Source organism: Bradyrhizobium sp. SOJA106, from assembly GCF_059448745.1.
Window position 1 is genome coordinate 1472147 of record NZ_CM182549.1, and the last position, 26459, is coordinate 1498605.

General features: G+C 56.8%; 21 protein-coding genes and 3 pseudogenes. 15 read left to right on the forward strand and 9 right to left on the reverse strand.

What is annotated here, in order from left to right; all coding sequences use genetic code 11:
- Positions 1-639: 639 nt before the first annotated feature.
- The gene (locus tag AC5V87_RS06820; protein ID WP_495370374.1) at positions 640-2007 is read right to left on the reverse strand and encodes an MFS transporter; all 1368 of its coding nucleotides are present in this window, start codon (positions 2005-2007) and stop codon (positions 640-642) included.
- Positions 2008-3712: 1705 nt separating this feature from the next.
- Here AC5V87_RS06820 and AC5V87_RS06825 point away from each other — a divergent pair.
- From AC5V87_RS06825 to AC5V87_RS06840, 4 genes are all read left to right on the forward strand, one after another.
- The gene (locus AC5V87_RS06825; protein ID WP_495370375.1) at positions 3713-4288 is read left to right on the forward strand and encodes a hypothetical protein; all 576 of its coding nucleotides are present in this window, start codon (positions 3713-3715) and stop codon (positions 4286-4288) included.
- A gap of 854 nt (positions 4289-5142) precedes the next feature.
- Positions 5143-5451 carry a hypothetical protein gene (locus AC5V87_RS06830; RefSeq protein WP_456840770.1) on the forward strand — a complete coding sequence of 103 codons (309 nt, stop codon included), beginning with the start codon at positions 5143-5145 and terminating at the stop codon, positions 5449-5451.
- A gap of 594 nt (positions 5452-6045) precedes the next feature.
- Positions 6046-8169, forward strand: a complete 2124-nt coding sequence (locus AC5V87_RS06835; RefSeq protein WP_495370376.1) for a prolyl oligopeptidase family serine peptidase — start codon at positions 6046-6048, stop codon at positions 8167-8169.
- Positions 8170-9442: 1273 nt separating this feature from the next.
- A complete protein-coding gene (locus tag AC5V87_RS06840) occupies positions 9443-9826 on the forward strand; it encodes a hypothetical protein (RefSeq protein WP_495370377.1) in 384 nt (127 codons plus the stop codon).
- 146 nt (positions 9827-9972) lie between these two features.
- On the opposite strand, the gene AC5V87_RS06845 is transcribed toward AC5V87_RS06840, so the two are convergent.
- Positions 9973-10656 carry a helix-turn-helix domain-containing protein gene (locus AC5V87_RS06845; protein ID WP_495370378.1) on the reverse strand — a complete coding sequence of 228 codons (684 nt, stop codon included), beginning with the start codon at positions 10654-10656 and terminating at the stop codon, positions 9973-9975.
- Between the two features lie 1213 nt (positions 10657-11869).
- On the opposite strand from AC5V87_RS06845, the gene AC5V87_RS06850 reads away from it, so the two are divergent.
- The gene (locus AC5V87_RS06850) at positions 11870-12133 is read left to right on the forward strand and encodes a DUF3551 domain-containing protein (protein ID WP_495370379.1); all 264 of its coding nucleotides are present in this window, start codon (positions 11870-11872) and stop codon (positions 12131-12133) included.
- Positions 12134-12782: 649 nt separating this feature from the next.
- Here AC5V87_RS06850 and AC5V87_RS06855 read toward each other — a convergent pair.
- The 5 genes from AC5V87_RS06855 to AC5V87_RS06875 all read right to left on the reverse strand — a co-directional run bounded on the left by AC5V87_RS06855 (position 12783) and on the right by AC5V87_RS06875 (position 17957).
- Positions 12783-13796 (reverse strand): hypothetical protein, encoded by a 1014-nt coding sequence (locus tag AC5V87_RS06855; RefSeq protein WP_495370380.1) that lies wholly within the window; start codon positions 13794-13796, stop codon positions 12783-12785.
- 147 nt (positions 13797-13943) lie between these two features.
- A complete protein-coding gene (locus AC5V87_RS06860) occupies positions 13944-14495 on the reverse strand; it encodes a MarR family transcriptional regulator (RefSeq protein ID WP_495370381.1) in 552 nt (183 codons plus the stop codon).
- 243 nt (positions 14496-14738) lie between these two features.
- Complete coding sequence (locus AC5V87_RS06865) at positions 14739-15176, reverse strand: SET domain-containing protein (protein WP_495370382.1); 438 nt, start codon at positions 15174-15176, stop codon at positions 14739-14741.
- A gap of 734 nt (positions 15177-15910) precedes the next feature.
- Complete coding sequence (locus AC5V87_RS06870) at positions 15911-17029, reverse strand: hypothetical protein (protein ID WP_495370383.1); 1119 nt, start codon at positions 17027-17029, stop codon at positions 15911-15913.
- 694 nt (positions 17030-17723) lie between these two features.
- A complete protein-coding gene (locus AC5V87_RS06875; protein WP_495370384.1) occupies positions 17724-17957 on the reverse strand; it encodes a hypothetical protein in 234 nt (77 codons plus the stop codon).
- A 453-nt stretch (positions 17958-18410) separates the two neighbouring features.
- On the opposite strand from AC5V87_RS06875, the pseudogene AC5V87_RS06880 reads away from it, so the two are divergent.
- Positions 18411-18509: pseudogene (locus tag AC5V87_RS06880) on the forward strand (non-homologous end joining protein Ku); the annotation flags it as partial.
- Positions 18510-18952: 443 nt separating this feature from the next.
- Here AC5V87_RS06880 and AC5V87_RS06885 read toward each other — a convergent pair.
- Positions 18953-19072: pseudogene (locus AC5V87_RS06885) on the reverse strand (hypothetical protein); the annotation flags it as partial.
- Between the two features lie 257 nt (positions 19073-19329).
- Between AC5V87_RS06885 and AC5V87_RS06890 the strand changes: the two are divergent.
- The 8 genes from AC5V87_RS06890 (at position 19330) to AC5V87_RS06925 (ending at position 25258) form a co-directional block, all read left to right on the forward strand.
- The gene (locus tag AC5V87_RS06890) at positions 19330-19878 is read left to right on the forward strand and encodes a 7-cyano-7-deazaguanine synthase (RefSeq protein WP_495370385.1); all 549 of its coding nucleotides are present in this window, start codon (positions 19330-19332) and stop codon (positions 19876-19878) included.
- Positions 19868-20842, forward strand: coding sequence for a hypothetical protein (locus AC5V87_RS06895; protein ID WP_495370386.1), 975 nt, complete (start codon positions 19868-19870; stop codon positions 20840-20842). The genes AC5V87_RS06890 and AC5V87_RS06895 overlap by 11 nt, the downstream gene beginning before the upstream one ends.
- A 1-nt stretch (position 20843) precedes the next feature.
- Positions 20844-21785 (forward strand): CBASS oligonucleotide cyclase, encoded by a 942-nt coding sequence (locus AC5V87_RS06900; RefSeq protein WP_495370387.1) that lies wholly within the window; start codon positions 20844-20846, stop codon positions 21783-21785.
- Entirely contained in the window at positions 21775-22365 is a 591-nt protein-coding gene (locus AC5V87_RS06905) for a hypothetical protein (RefSeq protein ID WP_495370388.1), read from the forward strand. The genes AC5V87_RS06900 and AC5V87_RS06905 overlap by 11 nt, the downstream gene beginning before the upstream one ends.
- Complete coding sequence (locus AC5V87_RS06910) at positions 22353-23015, forward strand: hypothetical protein (protein WP_495370389.1); 663 nt, start codon at positions 22353-22355, stop codon at positions 23013-23015. The genes AC5V87_RS06905 and AC5V87_RS06910 overlap by 13 nt, the downstream gene beginning before the upstream one ends.
- Before the next feature lie 113 nt (positions 23016-23128).
- Complete coding sequence (locus AC5V87_RS06915) at positions 23129-24418, forward strand: AAA family ATPase (RefSeq protein ID WP_495370390.1); 1290 nt, start codon at positions 23129-23131, stop codon at positions 24416-24418.
- A gap of 104 nt (positions 24419-24522) precedes the next feature.
- Positions 24523-25050, forward strand: coding sequence for an HNH endonuclease (locus AC5V87_RS06920; RefSeq protein WP_495370391.1), 528 nt, complete (start codon positions 24523-24525; stop codon positions 25048-25050).
- A gap of 4 nt (positions 25051-25054) precedes the next feature.
- On the forward strand, positions 25055-25258 hold the full coding sequence (locus AC5V87_RS06925) for a hypothetical protein (RefSeq protein ID WP_495370392.1): 204 nt from the start codon (positions 25055-25057) through the stop codon (positions 25256-25258).
- 110 nt (positions 25259-25368) lie between these two features.
- Here AC5V87_RS06925 and AC5V87_RS06930 read toward each other — a convergent pair whose 3' ends face one another.
- A complete protein-coding gene (locus tag AC5V87_RS06930) occupies positions 25369-25944 on the reverse strand; it encodes a ComEC/Rec2 family competence protein (protein ID WP_495370393.1) in 576 nt (191 codons plus the stop codon).
- A 70-nt stretch (positions 25945-26014) separates the two neighbouring features.
- Between AC5V87_RS06930 and AC5V87_RS06935 the strand changes: the two are divergent.
- A pseudogene (locus tag AC5V87_RS06935) lies at positions 26015-26415 on the forward strand (transposase); the annotation flags it as partial.
- Between the last annotated feature and the right edge of the window lie 44 nt (positions 26416-26459).

A 26459-nucleotide genomic window follows, 5' to 3' on the forward strand; every position in this document is an offset into this window, starting at 1 on the left:
TCAAGAAAATCAATTTTACCGTCTACAGCGTCGTCATATAGACCCGTCGAGGACGGTTGGGGCTAACCTAGGGAAGCGATTTCTCGGATGAAAAAGTCTGTGTTAGTGACGGCGAGCGCTCTCGCGCTTGCAACGGCCGCGGTGCCTCCTTTTGCTGCAAAAGTTGCCGCGCAACCAATTGCCGGCAGGGTGGAGGTAGCCGATACATCATATCCTCAGTGCGCGGACGACCCGTTGGATGGTATCTGCGACCTGTTCTTTTGTTTGACCGATCCCTCGTGCGTGCGGCACTGAGGACCGAAAATAAGTCAAACAGTGAACGAGGGTGAGCCTCGTGCGGCCGCTAGCTCCGACAGCGGCCGCCTCCTCATCGCGTACCGTTAAACTGGCAGGGCAAGCGGCGCCAGCTTAATTCTCATAAGATCATCAAAGCGATTGGTCACTTTCAGCCAGTCGGTGAATACCGCCAATGGCGCAGCCGCCGCATCGGCGTAGGTTGGGTAAACGGGAAAGTCATTTTAATTCGCGGCGCTGTGTTCCGATGCGAGCCGCAGCTCGATCTAAAACTGGTCGAATTTTTATTGCTTTTCCATGCCACTCCCATAGCGCCCTTCGGTTCGATGGTTCGCATTTCGGACGTCATGGATGTCCATTGTTCCCGCTATACCTAGCGGGGCCGTTTTGGCGAAGGTTCGTTTGTGGTTGGGTGTGATTGAGTGGCGACGTCTCCGGCATCATGAGCATGGCAAAGAGCCCGGCCGCGCTCGCGAAAAGCATGTACCATGCGGGCACGAGTGCGCTCCCGGTAAGGTGGATCAGCCAGGTGACGATTGGTTGAGCTGTGCCACCGAAAATCGCTATCGCAAAAGCGTAAATCGTCGCGAAGGCGCCACCACGAATGTTCCTGGGCAACCCCTCGGCCATGCTCACGTAGAAGGCGCTATACGGAATCGTTCCGATCAGGGTGAGGGCGCCAAGACCTCCTAGAAGTGCGAAGGCACTACGGCTCTCCGCAATCCAGAAGAATACCGGATAGGTCATCAGCAATGCAGTGACCTGCGGCCATATCATGATGCGATGACGGCCTGCGCGGTCGGCGAGCAGGCCGCCCAGCAGTGCTGCAGCAATTCCGACCGCATTGCTGATGAGCGCGGTACCAAAGGCGACCGGCGCGGAAACGTAGAGAGTGTTCATCGCGTAGGTGGTCATATATCCCGTAACATAAGTAGTGATCGTGCAACTGGCCAAGATGACAAATCCCAAGCACATGATGCGGCGATCGGCACGCGATTGCTCTCCAGGCTCGGTGACTAGAACAGGCGCCTCGGGCCGGTGCAACGTTTCGGGCAGGACGCTCCGCAACCAAAGTCCAAACGGCAACGTAGCGGCACCGAGCAGCAGCGCGATCCGCCATCCGTACGCATTGAGAGCTTCGCTTGTCATGGTGAGCGACAGTATTTCTCCAACCAACGCTCCGGCGGTCGCAGCTATCTGTTGGCTCGCGGGCTGAAAGGACACAGCAAGACCGCGGGCCTCAGCGGGGGCCACTTCCAACAGGTAGGCGGTCGTCGGACCCACTTCACCTCCGAGGGCAAATCCTTGCAGCAAGCGTGCGAAGACGACCAGTGACGGGGCGGCAAGTCCTATTGTCTCATACGATGGCGTGATAGCTAACAATAGAACCGCGGCACTCATCATGGTAAAGCTGGCGGTCATCGCGGGCCGTCGGCCGGCCCGATCCGAATACGAGCCGAGCACGATGGCCCCGATCGGTCTGGTTACAAAACCTGCGCCGAAGGTTGCGAGTGACAGCATGAGGCTAGCGAACGAGTCGGTTGCCGGGAAGAACGCTTGGCCGATCTGTATCGCGAAAAAGCTGTAGGTCCCGAAGTCGTAGAATTCGAGAATATTGCCGATGGTTGCGCCCAACACGGCACGGCTCGTCAAGCGTTCCTCTGCGGGATCGAGGACCGCCTCCAGCCTCTCTCGAGTAGATTGCCTCGACATCCTCGACCTAATTTGAAGCGCGATCCCGACCCAAAATTGTGGCCAGGCAGGTCGCACTGTTACATTGCACTGCTCGCTCCCGTCCCTCACGGCCATTTCGCGAGGCAACGTGGAGGCTGAAGCGTGTCACGACGAAGCTCATCGTAACGTCTGCAATAAAAATGCCTGCCTCTCCGCCACCATTTAGCCCTTGATCTGATCGTTGGCCCGGCCGGCAAAGACAAATATGGGCTGCATCCGTCAGGTGGCTGCAGACTTTTGCGCTGCTGTGGCGAGTGTGCGACAAAATTGACAGGCGTCGCACACGACTGACGACGACTCGAGCCACTCCGCCTCGGCCAGAGGCCCTTCATCGCCTAGGCGCTTGCCGTCGCTCAGCGCGCCTGCGGCGGTTTCTCGCGGCGTGCAAGATCACCGCTTATCGGTGCTCCACCTACGGCCGCGTCGCCAGCGGGCGGGCGACCCGTCTAGTCAGGGGCCGCTCGCATCTGGCCACAATCAATGCCCAGACCGTCCGTCATCCTTGCGTTCGGCGCTGCTCGCCGTGCATCTCGGCTATCTCCGCGAGAGGGTCCCCGGGACGGGGACAAGGCGCGGCGTATTCGGGCCCGAGGCCGACGATGTCGATCTCACGTTGTTCGGTGAGCGCTGCCAAAGTTTCAAGGTCGTACATTTTGGTCAACCACTTGGGAAGCTGTTAACGGAAATAAATGACACCACACGTAGGACTACCGCTCGTGTGCCAGGACGGCCGAGCACGCATGCGGCTTACATCTCTTCGTCAACGGACCGTTGGAAGGGAATTCACTCGTGTCCCGAATAAGGTAAATCGTCGTAATTCGTGCGCGTGATGTCGAAGTGGCCGCTGAAATATCCGCTTCCTCTAAGTGCGCCCTGACACGAGCGCCATCTGCATGACGCAGAGCGTCAATAGCAGCCAAGACAAAGTTGCCTGTTCGTATCGGCTCACCTGAGAATGTAGCATTCCGCCTGCGTAATCCGATGCAAGCCGGCCACTGATTCCGATGCAATTCCGCCCGACCGATGTAGCTCCGCCTGGCAGTCCGAGGTTGCATCATGACGCGCAGGATCAGAGGCAGTGGGGACGCCGCCCAGGCTCATTGCACGCAGTGCCATCCGCGTCCCGGGATCACCGGCGGCGCCGAGCCTGAATGATCGTCTCGGCTGCTTTGCGTCTGAGTGATTTCGTTCTTCATCCAATCAGGTGAGCAGTTCGCTCCGCGGTCGCCGGATCTTCATCAGGCCGCGCTCTCGTCTGTTTTCGCGCTGGCGCGGCTACGGTTAGCGGCCAGTGCATAGGCTCGAAGTGTAAGCCAGAACGACTGATCGCGAGCAGAGATCGAAATGCACGCGTTCGGTGGAAGGCTAGATCTGGCCGCGGTCCGCATCCCTCCTAACCAGCTTTACCGCCAGGTGAATGCGATGCATGACGCAGACCTGCGCGCCGACTGGGAGGTCAGGCCGGAACGAGATTTGGCTGGGAGATGATCGCATCAGACGTGGCAGATGCGGCCGCGAGTTTGTCTCCCTCCTTCGACGTTTGTCAGCTTCTCGAAAGCTAGCCTCTTTAACACTCAAACTTGGCCTCTCGATGACGAAGCCGCCATGTCTGACACGAACTTCAGCTCACTCGCTGGGGAGATCTTCAAGAGGCCTTTGTTCTCATAGTAGAAAGGAGAGCTCTATGGATCCGAACCCGATCAACAATGCCCGTTCACCAGAATCACCAACGGCGCACGTCTGGACACAAGAAGATCATGAGTTGTTCAGTCAGGTCATGAATGAAGCGGGACCATCATCATCTGCCGCACCTGAGGAAGCGGTAGATGTCTCATTCGCCGCTCCCCAGAGATTCTCACACGGTTCGCAAATCGCGCCTGACTTCATGGTCGAGAGGCTGTTCCACCAGGGTCTCTTGCCTGACTCGGACCAGCCGACGATGACCTATGAAATCCGAGGTCACCGCTACACGGCCGGTTTGGATGGGTCCAATCGCGTTCTTCTTTTTCATAACCCTGCGGAGGACCAAGTGGTTGGGGCCGGCCGGGCGGGGCTACCGGAATTCGGAGCTTTCTGGACGGAGCACCGGCGCTTCGGAACGCCGCTGCCACAGCAATGGGCCACCCCTGCCCTGATGGACAAGCTGCGTGAAGAAGGTTTCATGCCGACCGAAAATAACCCGACAACAATCCAGCTTAACGGACGGGCCTACAAAGCCGAATTATCCGAAGGAGGGTTCGTTAAGCTTACGCGGGTATGAGACGCGACCCGACGTGAAGCAATCGCGCCGGACTGGAGCCCTGCGGTCACTTCGGTTGTCCTTACCCGGATAGATAATTGACCGCTCAGCAGTGGGGTGCTCGCGCCGCCGGTGGGTTCGCATCATCGGACCCACTGGCAGCCCACGAGATTCACGGCCATCCTGGCCATTTCGTCTGGATGGTGCCGACGTATCATCCGGGCTGCAATATTACCCCGTATTGCCTCAGCTGAGGATGTTGCTTTCCCTTGAGTGATGTAGCTACGGCTGTCGACCAGTCCAAGGTTGCAGCATGGCACGCAGGCGCGGAGGACAGGGGCCCATTACACCGGCCAGCGCCATACCTTTAGCCGTGCGCGGGATGATCGTCTCGGCTGCTTTGCATCTGAGCGATCCCAACAAGCGCTGCACAATGGCGTGCTTGCGGCAGGCCGAGCTGTACGGTGTTGCTCAGCGAGGCGGAGACTTGCCAGCGCGCTCAGGCAGGGCTACTCGGCCGCCGACCAGCGCTCGATGTCGGCAGGGTTCGCGCAAATTGGATAGCGAAACCGGCGACCGTTGAGGATACTCGGAAGCGGCGTAGGCGCTGCCGGCGCGAGCCTACATAGTCTTGGTGGGCGCGGAGTATTTCTCAAGGAGGTAGAAGCAAAGGTCACGCATCTGCAACGATCGTCGCAAGTGGCGGAGTCGCTTTGCGTAGTAGTGGGATTGTGCGAGCTAATCGGATCGAAATCCTGTCAATTGGCACTACCAGATCTGGGCGTTTTGTAAGCACTGCCTTCTCCGTAGGATCACAGCAAAATCGCATGCACATAGCCGTGTGCGAACAGCCTCGAACCGCGGAAAAGAACGCCATGACGAACATCAATCTTACCTCCGCATCTATTGCAGGTGCACGCGACGGACAGCCAGCCATCGCCGACAAAAAAGCCTTCAAATGGAGAGCGCTGGCCCCGAGACGTCGGGGCTTCCAGATGATACGAGGAATGAAGCCGATGGCGCGGATGGCTGTAGCAATCAGGCGCGCGCTCGCCATGTACGAACTCGACCGGTGCCGCGCAATCTGGTGGCTCTATCGTCTCCATTTCGGAGTCGCCGGCGACGTGATGTTGGGGCTCGCCCCGGTTACGGTTGCTCAGAAGAGATCCCGCGGCGGAATTTAGGAATCGTGGCGTCGAGCGCCTTCCATACGGGCTCGGCTGCCGAACCTACCGCAGGTTACGCGTGTGGCTGGCGGACAAAGGCGTTGCCAAACGCCAATGGCCTCAAGTCTCTGCCAGCCAACAAGGCCGCAAATCACATCGAGTACCGGCGGCCTGCGCCCGGCACTGATAGTGCCGGCAAACGCGACCAGCAGGCCGCGAAGATCGAACCTGTGCTCGCACTTCACACCACAACTTGAAACTGGTCGACGCATGATGGTGCCCATGGCCGAGTTGTGAGCGACCGAACGGGGGGCGCAAGCGATTGCCGAGGAGTTACGTAATGCGGAGCAAGGCGGCCGCTGGGCCAACATGCCGCCCCTACTAAGAACCGATTGTCAGGTTTGAGACGGACGTCCAAAAGTCGACACTTACATGGGTTGGAAACGCCTGGAGAAGCTCCAATTTTCAAGCGGCACGCTGTTTGCTCTGTCGAAAGCCAGCGGACGCAATTCCCGGATGCCCGCGCTTTGAAGCCGAGTGTGCATCTTCCGAATGCTTCCACTCTCCTAGCAAGACGCCCAAGTCCGGCTGGCTAACTTCAGGACAACTCCCATGAAAAATTCGCTTTTTCTCGCCGCGTCGCTATCCATGAGCTGTTTGATGGCTGCGGGACTGTCCCAGACGCGAGCGCCTGCGACCGGCGCCGACGATCCTTTGCTTTGGCTTGAGGAGATCGAAGGGCCGCGCCCATTGGCTTGGGCTCAGACCGAGAACGACAAGACACTCAGTGCGCTCCAATCCGATCCACGTTATCCACGCTTTTACGGGAAGGCGCTCCACGTTCTTCAGGCCAAGGACCGGATTCCGTACGTCTCATTGGGACGGCGCGGTCTCGATAATTTCTGGCAGGACGAGAACCAGGTGCGCGGCGTCTTGCGGCGTACGACGCTTGAAAGCTATCGTACCCACAGCCCTAGATGGGAGACCATCCTCGACGTGGATGCTCTCGCTGACGCAGACAAGAAGAACTGGGTCCTTAAAGGGGTGAGCTGCCTTCCGCCCGAGGAGCGCCTATGCTTGCTCAACCTGTCCGAGGGCGGAAAGGACGCTGTGTTCGTTCGGGAGTTCGACGCAGTCGCCAAAACCTTCGTCACGAAGGGCTTCGCACTTCCCGAGGGAAAACAGGAAGTCACTTGGGTAAATAGCGACACGGTCCTAATTACACGAGAGTGGGGCGAAGGGACCATGACTCAAGCCGGTTACCCTTTCGTTGTGAAGGAGCTCAAGCGCGCTCAGTCGCTCGCGGAAGCGCGCGAGGTCTTCCGTGGCGAGCCGACCGACGTCGGGGCCACACCATTTGTGCTGCGCGACAATGAAGGCACGATCCATGCGACCGGCGCCGTGCGCGGCATCAGTTCGTTCGAGCATGAGTATGTGCTCTTTGGGCCCGAGCCCATTAAGCTCAATTTGCCAAAGAAGGCAGTCATCGGCGGCATCGCCAGTGGTCGCCTCCTGGTGACGCTCAACGAAGACTGGATGCCACCGTCCGGAGACGCCCCCTTCTCAGCCGGCTCGGTCATCTCGTATGACCTGGCCGAATGGAAGCAGGATCCGCTGCGCGCCACACCCACGCTCGTTTTCAAGCCTGGGCCTCGACAAGCGCTCAGCGGATTCACTGCCACAAGAAACGTGTTAATCCTAACGATTCTCGACAATGTTCAGAGTAAGGCGTTCGTCTACAAGTACCATCAGGGCGCCTGGCAGGCCACGCCGATCCCGCTTCCAGAGAATGCAAGTGTCGGTCTGGCTGCAGCATCGCATGAAACGGACGAGGCGATGTTCACCGTCTCCAGCTTTCTTAGCCCGACGACGCTCTGGTACTTCGACGCTGCAACCGAACGCCTTGAGATACTGAAGGCGACACCTCCTAGGTTCGACGCCTCGAGACTTGTCGTCGAACAGTTCGAGGCAATATCGCGCGATGGCACCCGCATTCCTTACTTTCTGCTACGACCCAAGAGCGCAAGGTTTGACGGATCAACTCCAACGCTTCTCTATGGTTATGGTGGCTTTCAGACCCCGCTCATCCCCTCTTACGTCGGCCTCACCGGACGACTCTGGCTCGAGCAGGGCAACGCGTATGTTGTCGCGAACCTGCGCGGCGGAGGTGAGTTCGGGCCCCAATGGCACCAGACTGCCCAAGGAGCAACGAAGCAGCGCACATGGGATGATTTTATCGCCGTCGCGGAGGACTTGATCCGGCGCAAAATCACTTCTCCCCGCCGGCTGGGCGTAGTCGGCGGTAGCCAAGGAGGCCTCCTGGTAGGGGCAGCAATCACCCAACGACCCGAGCTCTTCAATGCGGCCATCTTACAAGTTCCGCTGTTCGACATGATTCGGTTCACTAAGCTGGGCGCCGGAGCCTCCTGGATCGGCGAGTATGGCGATCCCACCATTCCCGAACAGCGCAAGTGGCTCGAGGCCTACTCGCCCTATCAGAGGTTGGTGCCAGGCAAGACCTACCCGTCCCCCTTCATTCTCACGTCCACTAAGGACGACCGCGTGCATCCAGGGCATGCCCGCAAGGCAGCGGCGAGGCTCGCTGCGTTGGGCCAACCGTACCTCTACTATGAGAACATCGACGGGGGGCATAGCGCCGCCGCCAACCTCATTGAACAGGCACGCCGGATCTCTTTGGAATATACTTATGCATCCCAGCGGCTTGTCGATGAGTGATGTCGAGGACTAAGATCTACTTCAATGATGACGCTTGGCGGACGACGTTATCGGCAGCGGCGGTGAGCAAGCCCGTCTTTGCTCATTCTCTTCACACTTTGGTATTTCCCTAGAGATGAATCCGAGCGATCAGCAACGCCCTCGGTCTTGCCTATCAGCCGGGTAGGTCCATTCAAGGGCGATTTCTCGTTACGTTAATGCCCGCAAGGCATTTCGTGTGAACAGCCCTCAGGACAAACCGGTGCGTTAGCCTCTCGATCCCGTGGTAACTTCATGGCAGTGCGGATGCGGATAGGGATAGCGCCTTTCTCATCAGGTCCGCTCGATAGGCGGCAAGTCGCATCCGCGCTGCTTTCCATCTATTGCTGATCGGCCTTATGTCGCTCAGTCGTGCGATGCTGTATTTCTGTTGCATCACACCAGCCTACAATTTAAGTGTGCGATCATCATCTGGCCCGCTTTTTCCTCAATCCGCAGAATTCCCCGGTTGAAGGCTTACTTGAATTCCACAAATGCACTCCGACAATCGACCGATACGCGGAGTGCGAAGAACGTGGCAGTACAATATGCACGCCGGAGGTACGGGCGGGCGCAAAGCACCGAGTTCGCAATTTGACCCCACAGCGAGACCTGTCCTCTAGCGGGTGCAGTATCTACGATGGTACGGTCCGCAACCGACAATGTGTCACTGATTGGCAGCCTGAACCTTCCGGATGATCCTGAAGTCGTGACGGCCGACTGCGTTGAGAGCATGTCTGAGTGGTTGCAGGAATTTCCGTGGCAGATTGAGCGGTATTGATAGCCCACACCTACCATTGGCCGACTGAGAAGGCCTGTCAGCTTGCGGTAAGCTATCACAGATACAGAGCCCTTTGGGGTTAACGGGATGTGGCAGGGACAGCGCTATTGCTCCAGATCGATCAGCGCCGAGTCATCTTTCCGCTAGTCTCAACGGCAGTGCGGATGTGGTAGGGACTAGTTGGCCTGGTTTCAGCCCCCGGGTCGGCTAGGACCGAGCCGCGCCCGCACTGTTTTATATCTCGCTCCGACCGATCGCGGTGGCTATCTCGACAAGCTTCGCAGTACTCTGGCGAAGGTCGGTACACCACCTGAAAAGGTGACGGCCACCTATTCCATTTCTGCCGCGACGCGCGCGATGAGTGGCGTTGGAGACTACATACCGCGACGAGAGCCGCCTGAATCGCGAGTTCGGCCAACAAGCGCTTCGGCGATGAAGACATGCCATGGAAGAGTTGGTCGCGTGGAGGCTCTGATGCTCACGCCAAGAACTATTCATTGCTTCTGGCCAGCGGTCCTCTCGTGCGTCTCGCCCCCTTTTGCGACATCGCCAGCATTCTTCCTTACCAACATGTCGATCAGCGCAAGATCAAAGCTCGCCATGGAAGTCGGGGGTGAATACAAGCCCGATCAAATTGGCTTGCGCCAGTGGCAAAAAGTTGCGCGCGAGACGCGTGTTGATGCGGACGTGCTCATTGCTATCCTGATCTCTATGACCGGGGAGCTCCCCGAGCTGGTGGCGGACATTCGCACGCGAGCGCGAAAGGAGGGATTGGAGAACGCTGTCGTCGGGCGATTGCCAACGGCTTTGGGTACGCAAGCCAAGTATTGCGAGTACGCTCTGAGAGGATATCTATGATACGGATCATCCACCAGTTGAACGTAGCGAGCGCGACCACGAGCTCATTCATTCCGATATCGGCGCGCTCACCGAACGGCTCCGTGATCAGGTGCTGCGCCGGCTCATGCTCGTCCGAGTTACGGTTGCATGCACTCAGCCGGCCATCAACTTTGCAGGTCGAAACTAGCAAGCCGCTGCCGGTCTAGAATCATGATCTCGCGTTGAGTATTGCCGATGAACTCAAGAACGCCATCACTATGCAATTGCGACACTGCGCGTGAGACGGTCTCGATGGTCAAGCCAAGGTAGTCCGCGATGTCTCGCCGAGACATTGGCAGTGACATAACATCAACAGCCATGAGCCGCACATCCATCTCATGCAAGAAAGCGGCAACGCGCTCCAGAGCAGTCTTGCGTCCAAGCAGCAGCATATGGTTCTCCGCGTGCTGCAATTTCATCGTGGTCATGCTAAGCAAGGTGCGCCAGACGACTGCATCAGTCTGGGCGATCGCATCAAGAGTGTGCCTCTTGATCAGGCGAACAGTGCTCTGCGTAACGGCTTCCGCGGTAAATCGGTGTACCCCACCGTTCTCGAATGCAAAAATGTCACCTGGTAAATGAAATGCGCCAATCTGGCGTCGCCCATCGGACAGCAGTTTGTAGGTCCGTACCGTCCCTTTTATGACCTGGTAGACGTACTCGGCCGGGTCACCCTCGATGTAGATCGTCCTACCCTTCTTGTAACAGAATTCACTCAAACTGACGATCGGATTTGACAGGCTCGATATGCCGAGGTCATTGAGTGCATTACGGCAAGATCTTTGGTCTGCGGTGATACTTACAGACATAAGCCGGCACTCCTGATGCACTGAAAGATTATAATGACTGAATCGATCGTTGTTCAATGTCGGGCGTAATCTGCGGGGCAGTCAGTTTGCGACAAGCTTGTATGAAAACAAGAAGTCGCATCGTTGCAAGGCAGTGCCGCGCACCAGCGTGGCGCGACACAAGTGCAGCCCGTTTGTCCAAGCACACGCTATATACGCTGAACTGGTTCTAGAATCAGCCCGCCGGGACCGAGCTGCGTGAGCACGCCGTGCGCTGCAACGGAATCGATGTGAGCCTTCGTTCGGCTTGCGTGGTCAAGCCTGCGGCAGAGAATCGGCGGCGAATAGCCGGACGACGCTCTACAGCTGCGCGAGAATGCATTGTTTAGGACAAATACGCGCATAAGAATGTAGAAGAGCCAGCTTCTTCTTCCGTTATCGCGGCGCTCTGCTCTGGGTTGCCTCGAGAGCGATCGCCCGGGTTGAGGATTACGCCTTGACTTCACCGGGATCGGGCGAAGGGCAGACTAGGTCGGGGAGTTCTGCTCGATCCTATGGAGTTGCTGCGCACCTACACTGCCTCGCCCGCCGGCACTGTGGGATCTCGAAATGTTGAACGCCGCTACAACTGCGCTGTTACGGTCCGCCCTCGATGATGAGGTCTGCGTGAGCGTCTCCCGGTACGAGACGAGCTCTCGCGTCGAGGTCACCTCGAAAACTCTGGAGGTGCCAGCACAGGTGAGACGGGGCCAGATCGGCAGAAACAAATTGGTCGCGAAGCGCTTTCCAATGCCTCGATAGCGGCGCGTCCTCAGCATCACGCAGGCCTCCCAGAACGTTCATGATGTTGGCCGCGCACGGTGTTCGTCACGGGCAGCTAAGCGAATGTAGCGGTTGTACATTTTGCCTGGTAGCAAATCTGCACAAACATGCCGAAGCGCGCCCATAAGAGTCGTTCTGCCGGGGAAAGTAGCAGGAAAGCTGCGCCAAGATTTGACCGACGTTCGAGGCCCCCTGACCGCGGGGCTGTACCGTTGGGCTGTCTTATTGCTTGCACCTTTGTGTACCCACGGTCCCGCTCAACTTCGGTCGCGCCCGGCGGCACCCGTCACGCTGAATCCTCTTTCCGGCGCTAGCCCGCGGAGTGACCCCGGCAATCGGCCATTGACTAAGATCAAGGGGTGCAATTCAGATCCTGTATCTTCTGGTGAACTTAACGGAGGCAAGAGGTCTCATGCGCTACCTTCTCATCGGAGTGCTCGCACTTCCCATCCTCGTCGGCTCAGGATCGCGTTCGACGGCTGGTTCGCGGACTCATTCGTACACGCCACCGGTACGCCAGGACGTCTATTGTCTGCAGGGACGCAGTTGGGGATATCCGGGCAATTGCCAGTTCTCGACCTATGACCAGTGCATGGCTACTGCATCAGGTACATACGCCTATTGCGGGATCAATCCGACCTACGCTTTCGGGCGGCAAGGAAGACAATCGCGGTGATGTGAATCAGAATTGCTGGTACAGCAAGCGGCGGATTTGAAACATTTGTCCGGGCGGGCTCCTGTTGCCGTTCGTTCGCCTCACCTTTTCTGCGCTCGTCTTTTCTCAGATGCCGGCCAAGCCCCGCGGATATCCAAAGCCCTGTGCTTCTCCGCTACAGACAAATGAGGAGAGGCGGTTGCTGAGCGGAGATTCATCAAGACAGCCCTTCAGGAAGCCGAAAATTATCGGGCGATATGTCTTAACATTAGTGGGCCGGCTGCGTCTGTCGATTTAAGGCGGGTGGCCGTAGCAGATTGGTGACGGGCCGCTCTGTGCGCTGAGCCAGGCGGTCCCGCGGCTCTGATTGGCTGCCCGAGTATGGATGCACTCAGCCACTCGCCGCCAATTCCGAGCAGAAATACGGCGCCTAAGACTTTGCAATCGCCGCTATCCTGCTTGTTGCGATGCTAGTCGCCAAATATCCCTAAGGAAAACCGGCCATTGATTGGATCGCTGTATTTCGCTGTCGCGGCGGTGCTCTTTTGGGGCGCTCTCGGGTGCCTTTTCTTTTCTACTCTCTTTGGAAGTTGCCGTTCTAATCGTCGCGCGGCCTGGTCTCACGCAATTTCATTCCGAATCGGTGCTCTCGCAACATTTGCGGGTATTTTCAGTCTTGCGCCGGCCCGAAGTCGCTTGCCAGGAATTGCTCGTGGGTCCATTGCTTCAGCGCATCGTCGTTGAGTACCGAGTTGACCAAGGCATTCCAATTCTCACCTGCCTCTCTCCATTTCGTTTTTCGGTCCGGAAGGTTACGCAGCAACCGAAATGCCCTGGTTGCGAACTTGCTTGCCTCTTTCCCTTCAGCAGCCTCGCGGATCATGTCTTTGAACAATTGTTCGGGAAAGGTCCACCCGGCGGGGGTGAAGCGGTCGGCAAACATGTATTCGAACGAGGCGCGAAACACGACCGCGGCTAGCGCATCCTCATATTCCGTGCCTGCGCTGCGCAGGTCGAACCATTGCAGCAGTCTTCGAACGGCTGCAGCAGGCGAAAACTGGTAGTCTCCGAGCGTGAGAGATACGAACATATACGCGATGTCTGATTGAAGTTCGTCGTCCAGGGACACGTACCAATGTTTGATTGCTTCAATAGGAGTCATGTGACAATTGCTATGAAAACGGGACAGGATGCGCCCCTGCTCAGGCGGGCTCGACCACGTAGCGCCATGGCTCTCAACCAGCCGACTGTCGCAGGGGAAGTTGTCCAGCAATCCCTGCTTCTCTGCTGTAAGACATCGACGATGGTGCTCGAGGCAATTCGATGGCACGTCGTGGTTGGCTGCAAAATAATGCGTTCTTAACAGAAGAGAAGTATCAAGAGTGTAGAGTGCTGTCTCGTGCAAAATGAAGGTATCTCGGTCAGTTGTCCTCACATTAGACGGTGGAATCATTCTTGCGATTAGTCCAAACTGCGCAACCGAGAACGACGCGACGAGCTGTCGAGGATAGCCATGGCGCTCTGGGGCGGCGCTTGTAGAATACCGCGCATCCGAGAAGGATTGACCAAATGCCGCAGAGTTATCGCTAATCACCGTCTCACGGAACAAGGTGCAGAAACGATTGCCAGAATCGACGTAAATCGCTGCGTTAGAGTTTCTGTCGGCCCATGGCTCCTTCAGCATGCGCACAGCCATAGCTTGGGGCACCGAATTTGGTCACTCGGCTCCGGATCGAGCTGTTCAGAGCGGCGGAGGAAATCCAAGCTCCTGATCCAGGGTTGGATTAGTGAGCGCCCGGCGAGTAGGTTCGTGGTCTCACGTTGTTGACCGCTAGGCGTCCCGTAGCTGCTGCTCTCTTGAAGGTTCTTGCATCTTTAACGCGGCGTGCAGGCGGGCTTTTTCCAGCCGTTGCCTGACTCCGCTAAGGCAACTAGCCAGCTTCGCAAAGTCCGTAATATCGAGATAACCAGAAACAAACTCATCGAGTTCTTCATGCTGTGCCGCGATGCTCGCAAGTTGTCTGCGAGCGCTGTCGGTTAGCGACAGGTTGACGATTCGTGCATCGTTCGCGCAGCGCTTACGCTGCACAAACCGCTTATCCTCAAGCTGTTTCGAATGCCTCGTTATGAAGGCCGACTCAACCTTCATCAACTTTGCAACGACGTTTACCGGAACTCCGTCGCCCTGTTCCAAGTCGATCAACGCCATCAAGATCATCATTTGTGGTGAAGCAAGACCGAGCGCATGCGCCTGGAAAGAGCGAAGGTCGTCCAGACATACATTAATGGCTCTGATCTCCCACGTGAATCGCCTGAACACATCCTGACTCGCGACAGGGCTCTTCCCGAGCCGTCTTTTCATTCCTGGCAGCTTGGACGGCATCAGATTTCAGGGAGCCTCCATCCTAAAACTATTCCCGAACGACAGAGCGCAGTTTGGCCTGGACTAAATATGCGCCTACTTCGAAGCGTCGAATCTCGGGTCAATAAGCAATCCAACTTGCAGACACGTCCGTGCCGAAGCTGTTTAGGTGCAAGGCAGCTTTACACACTTTCTGATGCGAAATCGCTCAAAACCACCTTTCGTGCGCAGAATTCCGGCGTCACAAACCGCTCTTTCACGCGATCACAGCGTACAACGCGCTGACAAAGCAAAGTCGCCAGACTGCGGCGATAGCTCCTTATTCCACGATAAGTCACACCCTGGATCGAAAGATAAGTAATCGCAAGTCAGTTCCTCACCAGGTTGTACGTCACGGGCTGTGAAAATTCGGCAATGATCGTCTTGATATGTGTTTGGGTGACTGCTGTGATTCATGAACCGAGCGTTGTCCGCATTGTACTCTATAACACCGTCGTTAGCCTTGTAGTCTCTCGGGTAGGCGTGCTTATCAAGCAGAGCTTGAAATGTTGGAGCTAGTTTTTGGTATTGTTCGGGCGTCACCGCAATGTCAACGAGGGGGTTGTGAATCCAAACTAACGTACCTTCAGTCAAAGGAGTAGCGGAGAAAAGTCCAATGCCGCCAAACTGGTCTGGCTTCAAAATAGTTTCAACGATCAACATCGAAGTAATCTCCCAAAGCACTAACGCCCAGCAAGCTAACTGACGTGAGCTGCGGGATCTCCTGCACGAATTGGTAGGGTCGTCTATCGAGCCTCCATCACAATTTGGAGTTTCCTCACCGTTCATGTCGGCTGCCTACTGCGGATCACCATCCGCGGCACGCCATCGTGGTGATGCTGGAAGGAGGCTGCAGGTCAGTGGGATGCCGCGCGAAGATCCGCGTCGACGAAGGTAGCGAGTTCGTGTCGCGCGATCGTGACCTGTGGACTTTCATCGCGGGGGAAGCTGGACTTTGTCGCGGCCCTGCAAGCCGCCGGCAAGGGCTTCATCGAGGCCTTCAAGAGCAGGTTTCGGGCCCGAATGCGTCCATGCCCCCTCGACCTGTGCGTTGCGGATGCCCAGAAGGAAACTGGAGACATGGGCAGACATTATAGCAACGAGCGGCTCCGAGCGGTCGGCAGTCACCTCCCGGGTCTTCTGCACTATTACCTCGCCGCCACCAGCCCGCCAACGTGATCACTCTCTTGACAAACAAAAGGGCCATGGCTGTTCGGCTCACCAAGGAGCCGCTAAGCGATGGCGCCCGCAAGTTCATCGGGGCCGGCTGCGCTTATCCGCACCGCTCAGAACCTCACTGAGCTCGCAAGAGTCGCTAAAGCTAGCTATCGTCCATCAACAAATCCGCTATCTGAGCGATCTGGACTGGCCCCTCACGTAGGGACTGTCCCTGGTGTCTACATCTGTGGATGGTGGATGAGCCGAACGTCATTCGGTCCTCCCGGCCCCAAGAGCGCCGTGTAACGCTCGCCGCGAATGTCGTATTGCTTCATCGGCTCCTCTGCGTCCGGCAAGAGGCCCCAGCGGCCGAGCTTTGATATCATCGTGATTGGGGCGGGTTGTGTGCCGTGCGAAAAGCCCTCAGGAACGGCGAATGATGCGGCGTAAATCTCGCGGGCCGTCGGCCGCGTCGTCTCAGCTCTGGCGGACGCCGGAGCGGCTTGTTCCATCGTCTGTGCTAGCAGTGCTGGCGAGGGCCGATTCGCCGGCTGTGCGCTCGGCTGCGAAACGCTTTCCGGTCGAGATCCGAAATGAATGGGTGCGCCTGACAGATTGAGTGGAGAGCTGCTCCTCATCGCCGCCGCGGGCACGAACAGCGCCGTGAAGCGGTCGTTATGAACTATGAAAGGACCGGGTGGGGTGTCCTGACTCGGCGGGACGCTGCTACCCTCATGCGTGCCTGACGTGCGCTGGTCGTCCTGCTGCGAGTTGAAGGAGCGAACGGCCGCTCCGGAATCCACGGCGTGGTCATGACGCCCGGTGGTCTCGAGAGACGACGATGAGCCGGCGTTTTCCAGCATCGCCCACAGCAGATCCTGAGCGTAGTCTTCCGCAGGAAGGATCAACGGACCGCTGGCCCGAAACGGTGTGCCAGCCTCTTCAATCAGCTCGCGAGCGGCCGAATTGCTAGGCTCGCTCGGCTGGTGCTCGATGGCATCGGCTTGCGCCTGGCTTAGTGTCCTCTGCCTCTTCGCAGGCCTCAATTGGCCGGTGTAGTCCTCACCCATCAGGGCAGCGGCGTCCTCGCGTCCGGTGACTGCGTGTTCGGGATGAGAGCCGTCGGCCCTCTGGTGCTCAAGTCCAAACATCTCGGCGAGTCTGAGGCCTTCTTCTGACAGATGAGGATAGTAGGGATCAGCAGAAACAGGATCCTCTCTGACCGCAGAGGTGCCAACTTGCGGCACTTCATCCAAGTACGGTTCAAACTCCGCTTGCTGCTGTTGTGCTTGCGGGGCCACGGCGTTGTAAGCAGCGAACTCTGGGTCGAATGGCTTGATGCTGTTAAATGGGTCCATGTTCCCCCCTCGGCTCGAGTGTGTCACTCTCGCTCTATTAGGATCAGCTGTCGACAAGCTGACGCACTCGGAGAATTCCGTGAGCCAAATGGGCCTGCCCGACCGCCACACTTCGCTCGAAAAAAGCGCAAGATGCCGGATTGCGCCTCAAATGGCACGGTGTCCTAATGGATCGAGGCCGACCTGAACTAAAAGCAGTTGAGACCTTTGCCGGCCATAGCAGTCTTTAGGTCAAGGACCGCTACGGTTATCTGTTCAAATCGGGCGACCACAACACTCGCTGGATATGATCGCGAACAGTCTCTTTGAATCAACTTCGGACATGCCCGAAAGACGGCATCGAGGTGCAGGCCTAAGACTACGTTGAGGCCTTCGCGGAAACGTCGGGGCCTTGGCCCAGCGTACGCGCCCGCGCAATCTTTACGATGTCGTGAATCTTTGTCGAAACGCCGGCCGAGCGGACAGAGTGTTGTCTCGATCGAGCGGCGTCCCCTTAACGGCGCCATAAATAGTTGCAGGCCGACCGCCTGCCTCTTCGGGCTCATGCCTATTGTGAGGCAGAGACTTATGGTGGCCGCCTCGCGACGTCACGATAAGAATCGAATTAGAGGCTTTCACCCGTTCTGTCGAGGTAAGATAATCTGGACTTCGGCCCGCGTTTTCCCAACTGCAAGCGCGTCGAGATCAGATATATTCACTCGACCTCGTGGTATTCGGCCGCGTCGAAATCCGAGCCGAACAGCGCTGCTGCGGCTTCGTAGAGCGCGATGGTATTGACGGTTGATTGCATGGCGTACCATGCGCGCAATGCCTCGATCGCCGATGCATGGGCTAGCAACTGTCGCGACTGGGTTTGGCAATCGAGCACCTTCAGCTGGGGCGCCTGCCGCTTCGTGCCGCTCTCGAGGATATTCTGATCGATTGTCATCTCTCTGCCTTCGCTGTGCTACTTGGTCCGCGAGATTCTACGCGCTCGCTACCAGCCTGCCAGTCAGCGCCATGTTGACGGATCATTTCGCGATGGGACCGTTTGATGAAGGCGCGCTCGACGCAAAAGCCGGCGGCGACTGAAGCGGCTAACGCTAGGCCGCAGGCGACGTAGTCATCCAGCAAACTCCAAATTATGTTACTGCCGGCGACGACGACAAAAGTGAGTCCCATGACGGTATCGCGAAATGCCTTAACCATGCTTGTTCCCCCAGCCGATCGGCGAGGATGCTAACATTGCAACCAGGACGTTCCGCGGCGTTTGAGGGGCATGATCGGTCGTATTTGCGCTAGATCAGCTTGTTCTCCTGCTCCTCATCAAGGGCAGCTTCATCAAGCAGTTCGTCAAGCTCGTCCTTCAGCTCGTCCGCAGCAAGTTGTAGCTCGGGTTTCCTACGAAAGCGCGCTGGTCGAGCTCATCAACCAGAAGCGCGCCGGGAAGGTCATCCGCCCGAAGGAGCGGCCGAAGGACGAAAACGTCGTCGACCTGATGGGGCTTGAGGAGAGACATGATGCGGAGAAACGCCTCGGGGATCTCGAAGTTTGGATCTTTGCGCTTCTGATCGAGGACGAAGCGGGCGCTGGCGGCGAACGTCTGCCAAAATTGCTCGGGGTTCGGATTATCATGCGCCGTCGCTGTTTGATCTCGCCGAAGTAGCTCGGCCACGGATAGTCACGGCTCCACTCGCGCTCGTCGGACTTCTGCACAAAAAGCCTTCTTCTCCAGTAATTGGTCGGCTCCATCCGCTGCTCGAGCTCTTTTTCGATCAACGTGAGAACGCGGTGATCGTAGGGTTGGACATACGGAAAGAATCTGCGCTCGTCGATGCGGATGTAGGCGTCTTCGACGCCTCGGTAGTCGCCCCGCTCGTCCGCTTCGTACATTCCGAGATGCCAGTTGCATCCTGAACACGCGAGTCCGCGGACATTGTAAACGCTGAGTTTGTCGCCGCTGCCGCGCTCCGGATAATGATCGTGCTCGATAATCAGGCCTTGGGTCTCGTCGCAGAACGCGCACTTGGGCGCGGGCGAGTTCGACGACCAGTTTCCGGACACCGCGGTCGAGGCGCATCCACCGGCGGCTTCCCTACTGAAAACATTGAGGATTTTCGCCTCGCCGTTCTCGCGTGTGTATCAGTGGCGCGAGCAGTTGTCACGCCCATCTGCGGTATCGCCAAGCAAAGCCACACCGTAACTCCCGCTCGCGATAGGCGCAGCGGCGCTGAACCCGGACCAAAGGATGAGGAGCGGGGCCATTTGCCTCCTCGGAACCCTGCGATAGAAATGTCAACTCCAAGTCGAGCGATTCGTCCATGCACGCTTCTGTCCTGTTTAGCGGTGGAATTGATTCAACCTCGTGTGTCCATTTCTTCAAGAAAGCGGGACACGAGGTCCGCGGCATTTTCGTCGACTTCGGCCAGGCGGCGGCGCGGCGTGAGGATGCGGCCGTTGATGTTCTGAGTGAGAAACTCTCAATCCCGGTAATCAAAGTTAGGGTGTCTTCTTCGATAAGGTTTGGCGCAGGAGAGCTTGTTGGCCGCAACTTATTTTTGATCGCAAGTGCGCTGCTGCTGGGAAATTGTCACGATGGGCTGTTGGCGATTGGAATCCATTCTGGGACCAACTACTACGACTGCTCTCGCTCCTTCTTGTCTCGTGTTGAAGTGCTAGCACAGGAGTGCTCCGACGGACGCGTATCTGTCGTTGCCCCCTTCGTCGATTGGTCGAAGGATGACGTCTTTAGTTATTTCAAGGCGGCAGCGTTGCCGCTCAATGATACCTATAGCTGCGAAGCAGGCGCCGTCCCGACGTGTGGGAGCTGTGCTTCGTGCAGAGATCGTGTGAGGCTTTATGCTGGCTAGTCGTCGATTTCTGCGAATAGGCAACGCCCCTTCGATAAAAACCCCTCTCTTGTTGCCATCCTTTTCAAGCAAGGGCTTTCCCAACGTCGCTAAAATTTTGCAGACGATGGAGGAGTATATATCCGACGAGGTCCTCGTCAGTGCCTATGATGTTCACAACAATCATATAAAGCCGCCGTTTGATTTCGCGTCAGCCATCTTTTTAGACAGTGGTGGTTACGAGGCATCCAAGGAGACCGAGCTTTCTGATACCTATGAGAAGGAGTATTTCGGAAAGGAGTGGTCGCTGGACAAGCACCAACAAGTCCTGGCCCAATGGAAATCCAACTCGCCGACGGTGTGTGTCAGCTATGATCACCCAAACGACCGCGTGCCAACGGGACAACAAATTGAACGTGCAAAGGCGATGGTGCTCCCTTCGGGAAACAGCGCACGTGCTTTGTTGATAAAGCCTGAGACCGAAACCTCCAAGCGTCTGCACCTAGAGAATATACTACCGACTGTGAAGCAAATGACTGGGTTTGCGGTGGTCGGTGTCACAGAAAAGGAAATTGGCAACTCTACATTGAGCCGAATGATCAATGTCGCCAAGCTGAGGAAAGAGTTGGACGTACACCATCCCGGTCTTCCAATTCACGTCTTCGGCAGTCTCGATACTATCTCGACGTTCCTATATTTCTTGGCGGGGGCGGACATTTTCGACGGCCTGACGTGGTTGCGTTATGCATTTTCCAACGGCGACACCGTGTACAGGCATCACTTTGGATCGCTCTCGCTACCAATTACAACCAACTCAGACATTGTCGAAGGTAGGTGCTGGACGAACAACTATCAGTACATGCAGGAAATGAGGCTCAGCATGATTAAGTTTGCCGTAGATGGTCGCTTCGAGCATTTTGGTAAGCATCATGAGAGTTTGAAAAGGGCCTACGATGCAATGATTGCCGAGCTGGGAGGAGTCTAAAATGGGTGGTGGTGGAGGCGGTGGCCCATTTGTTAATAGAACGCCCGAGCAGCTTCGTCAGCAGGTGCGTGAAACCGAAGATCAGACCGCCATTAAGGTGTTCGAGACCGAACTCGGCGGTCTTCTCAGCGAACTTCTTGCGTCGGCAAATAGCAGGGATGTTGAACAAGTTAGGGATCGTCTAGATGACATAAAGGACGCTCTCGAGGGGCCGCTCGAAACAACGATCGATTCCCTATTTGGCGGCTCGGTGGCGAAGCATACTTACGTTGACGGGTTAAGCGATGTTGATTCGCTGCTCGTGCTCAATGATCCAGACTTACAAAATTCAAGGCCGTCAGAAGCGATCAAATCGGTTGCGGATATTCTTTCGACTGAACTAGGAGGCGGCGCGAAGGTTAGTTCGGGCAAGCTTGCTGTGACCGTGACGTATCCGGATGGGCAAGAAATTCAGCTGCTACCCGCATTCAAGACGACCGAAGGCTTGAAGGTCCCTTCCTTCATGAGGGACGGGTGGTCTGGCATATCGCCGGAAAAATTTCAGGCTGCGCTAACGGCTAGAAATGAACAATGCGGTGGGAAGCTCGTTCCGACGATCAAGTTGGCTAAAGCCGCAATTGGCGCATTGCCGGAGCAACAAAGACTGTCGGGCTATCACGTGGAAAGTCTAGCGATTGCTGCCTTTCGCGATTACGACGGCCCCAAGACGACAGCGGCGATGCTTCCAGTCTTTTTCGAACGAGCGCGTGAACTGGTGACCTCGCCTATTCGGGATAGTACGGGGCAATCTGTCCATGTGGATAGTTATCTAGGAGACGCCGGTAGCCCTGAGAGGGTCGCCGCCGCGCATGTCTTGGGACGCATCGCAAAGCGCATGCGAAATGCGAGTGCCCATATGTCGAGAGAGCAGTGGGAGGCACTTTTCAGTACCAATGACAATTGAAGCAGAGATCGGCTCACGAGAGGAAATCGAGCGCATACGCCGCGTTTCAGATCAGCTGTGCACCGCGCATGCTGCGTTGTCCGACAGGTTTAGCCGGCGGGCTCTTCTGTTGGATATCGTTGTTTTGGTTCTATCGGCTCTGGTGACGGCGCTTGCGTTTGTCGACCCAAAGGTGCTCCACCATGTCATGCCTGAGACGGTTGATCCCGCAATCGTGGTGGGCGTTTTCGGCCTAGTCGTGTTTTGTCTTACCTTGGTCCAATCGAAAACCGATTGGCGTGGGCGCGGAGAGGCTCATAAGCGCAGCTTCACCATGTACGCGGAAGTAAAGAGAGAGGCCGGCTACTTACTCGCGTCCTCCAGCGACATTCCTTCGCGCGAGTTCCAGCGCCTTGCAGCTCGATATGATATGGCGAGTGACGTTGGTAGCGGCGTGCCGGAATCGGAGTTTCTCCGCCTGAAGCAAAAGCACCTCACCAAGGTGGAGATAAGCAAATTGCTCGACAAAAAGCCGGGAGCGAGTATCTGGTTAACAAAATTGAAGCTCCTGATTCGCGATAATTGGCCATGGTCGAGCTAACGGCACGGCAGTCTGAGCTTGTTGCATATTACCTCAAAGCGAAGTGTTGGGTCGAAGGTTCACCTTTTGTACAAGAGGTCGAGTATCAGAAACGGGTAGTCAGTGAGGCCGCAATCTCGGAGACTGTGTTTCTCAGAGAGTATGCCTGGGTCGTGCTCAATTCCGGCTTCCGAGAGGCTGTCGTCAGGAAGCACTTCAATTTCATCTCGTTGAGTTTCTGCGATTGGGAGTCTGCCGAGGTTATAAGCCAGAATCGAGATGTTTGCGTGAGGTGTGCATCGTCGGTCTTTGGCCACCGAGGAAAGCTTCAGGCGATCGGTGAGACTGCAACCCTAATTGCTAGAAATGGGTTCGGTTGGCTGCGGGAATGTCTTGAGGTGGATGCGCTGTCGACCCTAAGATCGCTGCAGTATATCGGCGACGTTACTAAGTGGCACTTGGCAAAAAATATAGGACTAGACGTTGCCAAGCCCGATCGACATTTAGTCCGAGTAGCTGAACGGTTCGGCTACTCCGATGTCCATAGAATGTGCCGCGAGATAAACGAGCAGTGCGGAGACCTTGTCTCTGTTGCGGATTTGATCCTCTGGCGGTTTGAGGAGCGCTCGGCGCATACTCGGCGGCATGATCACACCGAGTTACTCTCATAGGCCTTGATCTAGGTTCTCGCCGTGGACGCGCGGACGTATTATCGAGGGCGCGCCTAGAGGTTGCAGATTTGTCGAAGACGTAGCATGATTGCGCGTCTTTCAGCGAGTTTTGAATGCCCGACTTCATTTCCTTTCGCTCCCTACAGATATCTAACTGGCAGCAGTTCGCCTCGATCGATATAGACTTCCACCCCACCCTCACGGTGATTACCGGCGCGAACGGGGCTGGCAAAACGACAATCTTGAATCTCCTTTCCCGCCACCTGGGTGCTGCAAGACCCCACTTCTCTATTCCGAGAAGGAACGAGTTCGGCGCCGTTACCTACGTCACCGGTAGGCTGGGTGGCCTTTGGACGCGCATTCTGAATTTTTCTTGGAAAGATCGCGGGCCGCAAAATCAAGTCGGTGAGATTGAGTATTCGAACGGTGAACGGGCGATCGTCACGGTCCCTGAAAATGTCTCAAGCTCGTATCAGCTCAACCTGTCCGCTCAGCCTCAGATATTTGGGGTGCCCGTCAGCTCTCATCGCTTGCTATCAGGCTATCAAGGCGTAACCGCAATCCCGTTCACTGGCGTCGCCCCTGAAAACGCATTTCCCGCACTGATCAACGAAGCCCGAAGCCGCTATCAAGGCGGATATAGCGATCGCTCGATCATCGGGCACGTCAAACAGATTCTCGCGTCGTGGGCCATCGTTGGCGAGGGAAACTCAACGGTTCAAGCCGACAAGAGGCAGAGGGATGCATTTATGGGCTTCGTCGAGAAGCTCAAAGCGGTGCTGCCCGAAACGTTGGGTTTTCAGGAAGTCTCGATTCGCCCTCCCGAAATCGTCCTAGTGACTCAATCTGGCGAGTTCATCATGGACGCCGCGTCTGGCGGAATTACCAGCATCGTCGAACTGACCGCGCTGCTCTATTTTGCCACGCTTACCAATGAAATGTCGGACGGCAAGTTTGTGGTGACGATTGACGAGCCTGAGAACCATCTCCACCCGTCTCTTCAACGGGACCTTCTCCCGAACCTGACGCAGGCATTCCCGGGTGTGCAGTTTATTGTGACAACGCACAGCCCTTTTATTGTTTCATCGCTTAAGGAGTCCACCGTCTATGTACTTCGATATCGCCAGCTTCGAAATGAAAACCCCACGCTTCGTCGTCGCATTATTAGCGAGAAGCTTGACTACGTGAATCGAGCGGGAACCGCTTCCGAGATTCTTCGAGAAGTGCTTGGACTTGTTAGCACCCTTCCTCAGTGGGTCGAAGCTGACCTTCAGCGAATAGTTCAAAAATACCAATCAATAGAATTGAACGATCAAAGCCTCTTGGAGATGCGTTCAGAACTTAAATCAGCTGGTCTGGATGAACTGTTTCCCGAAGCTCTGTCTAAGTTGGCTCGACAATGATTGGCTTAACGAAGGGGCCTATTCCTCCAGCGCTCCAACAAAACGCAGCCGCTTGGACCGCAGAACTCCTTGCTGCGATAGCCGCAGGTACCGCTGCGGAAGAGATGAGGAAAGCAAAATACAATAGACCCGAGATCAAGGCGGCGATTAAAGCGGAAACTCACAACAAGTGCGCGTATTGCGAGAGTGATCCGATGCACGTCTCGTACGGGGACATTGAGCATATCGTCCCCAAATCAATCGAACCCCAGCTTGCCTATGCTTGGGACAACCTCACGCTCGCTTGCGATATCTGCAACACAAAGAAGAGTGACAAGGTGGGGATACTCGATCCCTACACTGCCAATCCAGAAGAGCATCTTGAGTTTGTCGGACCGATGCTGCGCTCTAAGTCCGAAACAGGCAAGTTAACGTGTGTCGCCCTGGACTTGAATAGGACTAAGTTGCTTGAGCGGCGACACGAAAAGCTTGCTGATCTGGAACGCCGATGGCACGAAATCGCCTCGACTCATAATGAACCCCTAAAGGCGGTGCTTCTCGGTGCACTGGAGACATACGCCAGCGATCCGGCAATTGAATACAGTGCATGTATTTCTCGCCACCGTTCGAAAGTGCTTGGCAATGGGGCATAGGCCTATGCAGACCGCATCGGTGATCCGCGCGCAGGAGCGCGAGATCCGGATGCTGCAGCGCGCCAGCGTCACGACGGCATCGGCCGAACTCCTGCTGACGCGTATGCGGGCGAAGGTCGAAGATCTCTGTCGGGAGCGGGAGGGGCTGCGAAAAAACGCCTCCGGTTCAGCCACCGCAAGCCGAGCTAACTCAAGGCGATGCGTTTGATGCCGCAAGGACGAATCGGGCTTGCCTTAGATCGACAAGGTGATCCACCCGTCGCCTTCGTCGGGATACTGGGTGGAGTAGCCGTAGGTCTTCTTCGTCCCCATGTCGTTCTACCTCCAAGCTTCGCGGTGCTCGGAATTGAACACGAAGCGCGGGCGGTTGTCCGATTCTTTGCGGGTCAGAATTCGCGCGATCGACTCTCCGTGCGGAAATAGGTGCTTGCCTCCGCCCTGGGTCGAAATGGTCCACGTCGCCGAAACAATGCGCTCCGCCAGGTCGGGGCTGGTGTTCCGGCGGGAGCCGTGATGCGGAAGCGTGGCGACGTCCACTTCCAGGCGACCACCGAAATCCTCGACAATGGAGGCCACGAGCGTCTCGGCATGCGAGTCCGCCGCGATTAGGATGCGCCGGTTGCCGTGGCCAAGCACGAAGGCGATGCTCGATTGGTTCGGGACGGTATCGTCGGCCGTGTAGTCCGCGTCGGCCAGAGCCTCGACATCTGGGGGCGGTTCGATCCCCATCGCGACTTCCGAAGGCTCCTCATCCCCCTCGGTTTCCTCAGGAACGTCCGGCAGCGGCCAGATTTCCGCCAATGCGGCGAGCCCCGAGGGCAGAGGACCTAACAGGTGAGCGGTGACCTTGCCGCTCTCGCCGAGGTCGATCGGAGCCGTCCCCGGTTTGCGCACGATCGCTTCGCCGTCAGTTTCTTTGTTCCAGGCCCATCCGTTCTTGTCGATGAGTTCGGCGAAAGTCTTGCCCTGGCCGACGGACAGCTATGTTGCCCGTCGCCATGGGCTCTCCCCGAGCCTGGTCTTCCGATGGAGACGGCTGATGAGCGAAGGGGGCAAGGAAGCGGTTCGGGCAGATGAGGATGTGGTCGCCGCATCCGAGGTCCGGCGGTTGGAGGAACGGGTTAGAGACCTCGAACGCCTGCTGGGCCGCAAGACCATGGAGGTCGAGATCCTCAAGGAGGCTCTTGATCTTGCACGGGTAAAAAAACCGACCTTGCTGTCGCGATCGCAAGCGCCGGAGGATACCCCGTGAAACGGATACGGCGCTCCTGTGAAGCTGCTTGCTTGACTTACCCAGTGTTACCCAACTTCGATCTGAATGGGTGCATATGGGCGGAAAATGACGGTTTAGCGTTCCCAACACTCGCGGCCCTGGAAGAGCAGGGCACGTGAATTTGCGGGCCAAAGAG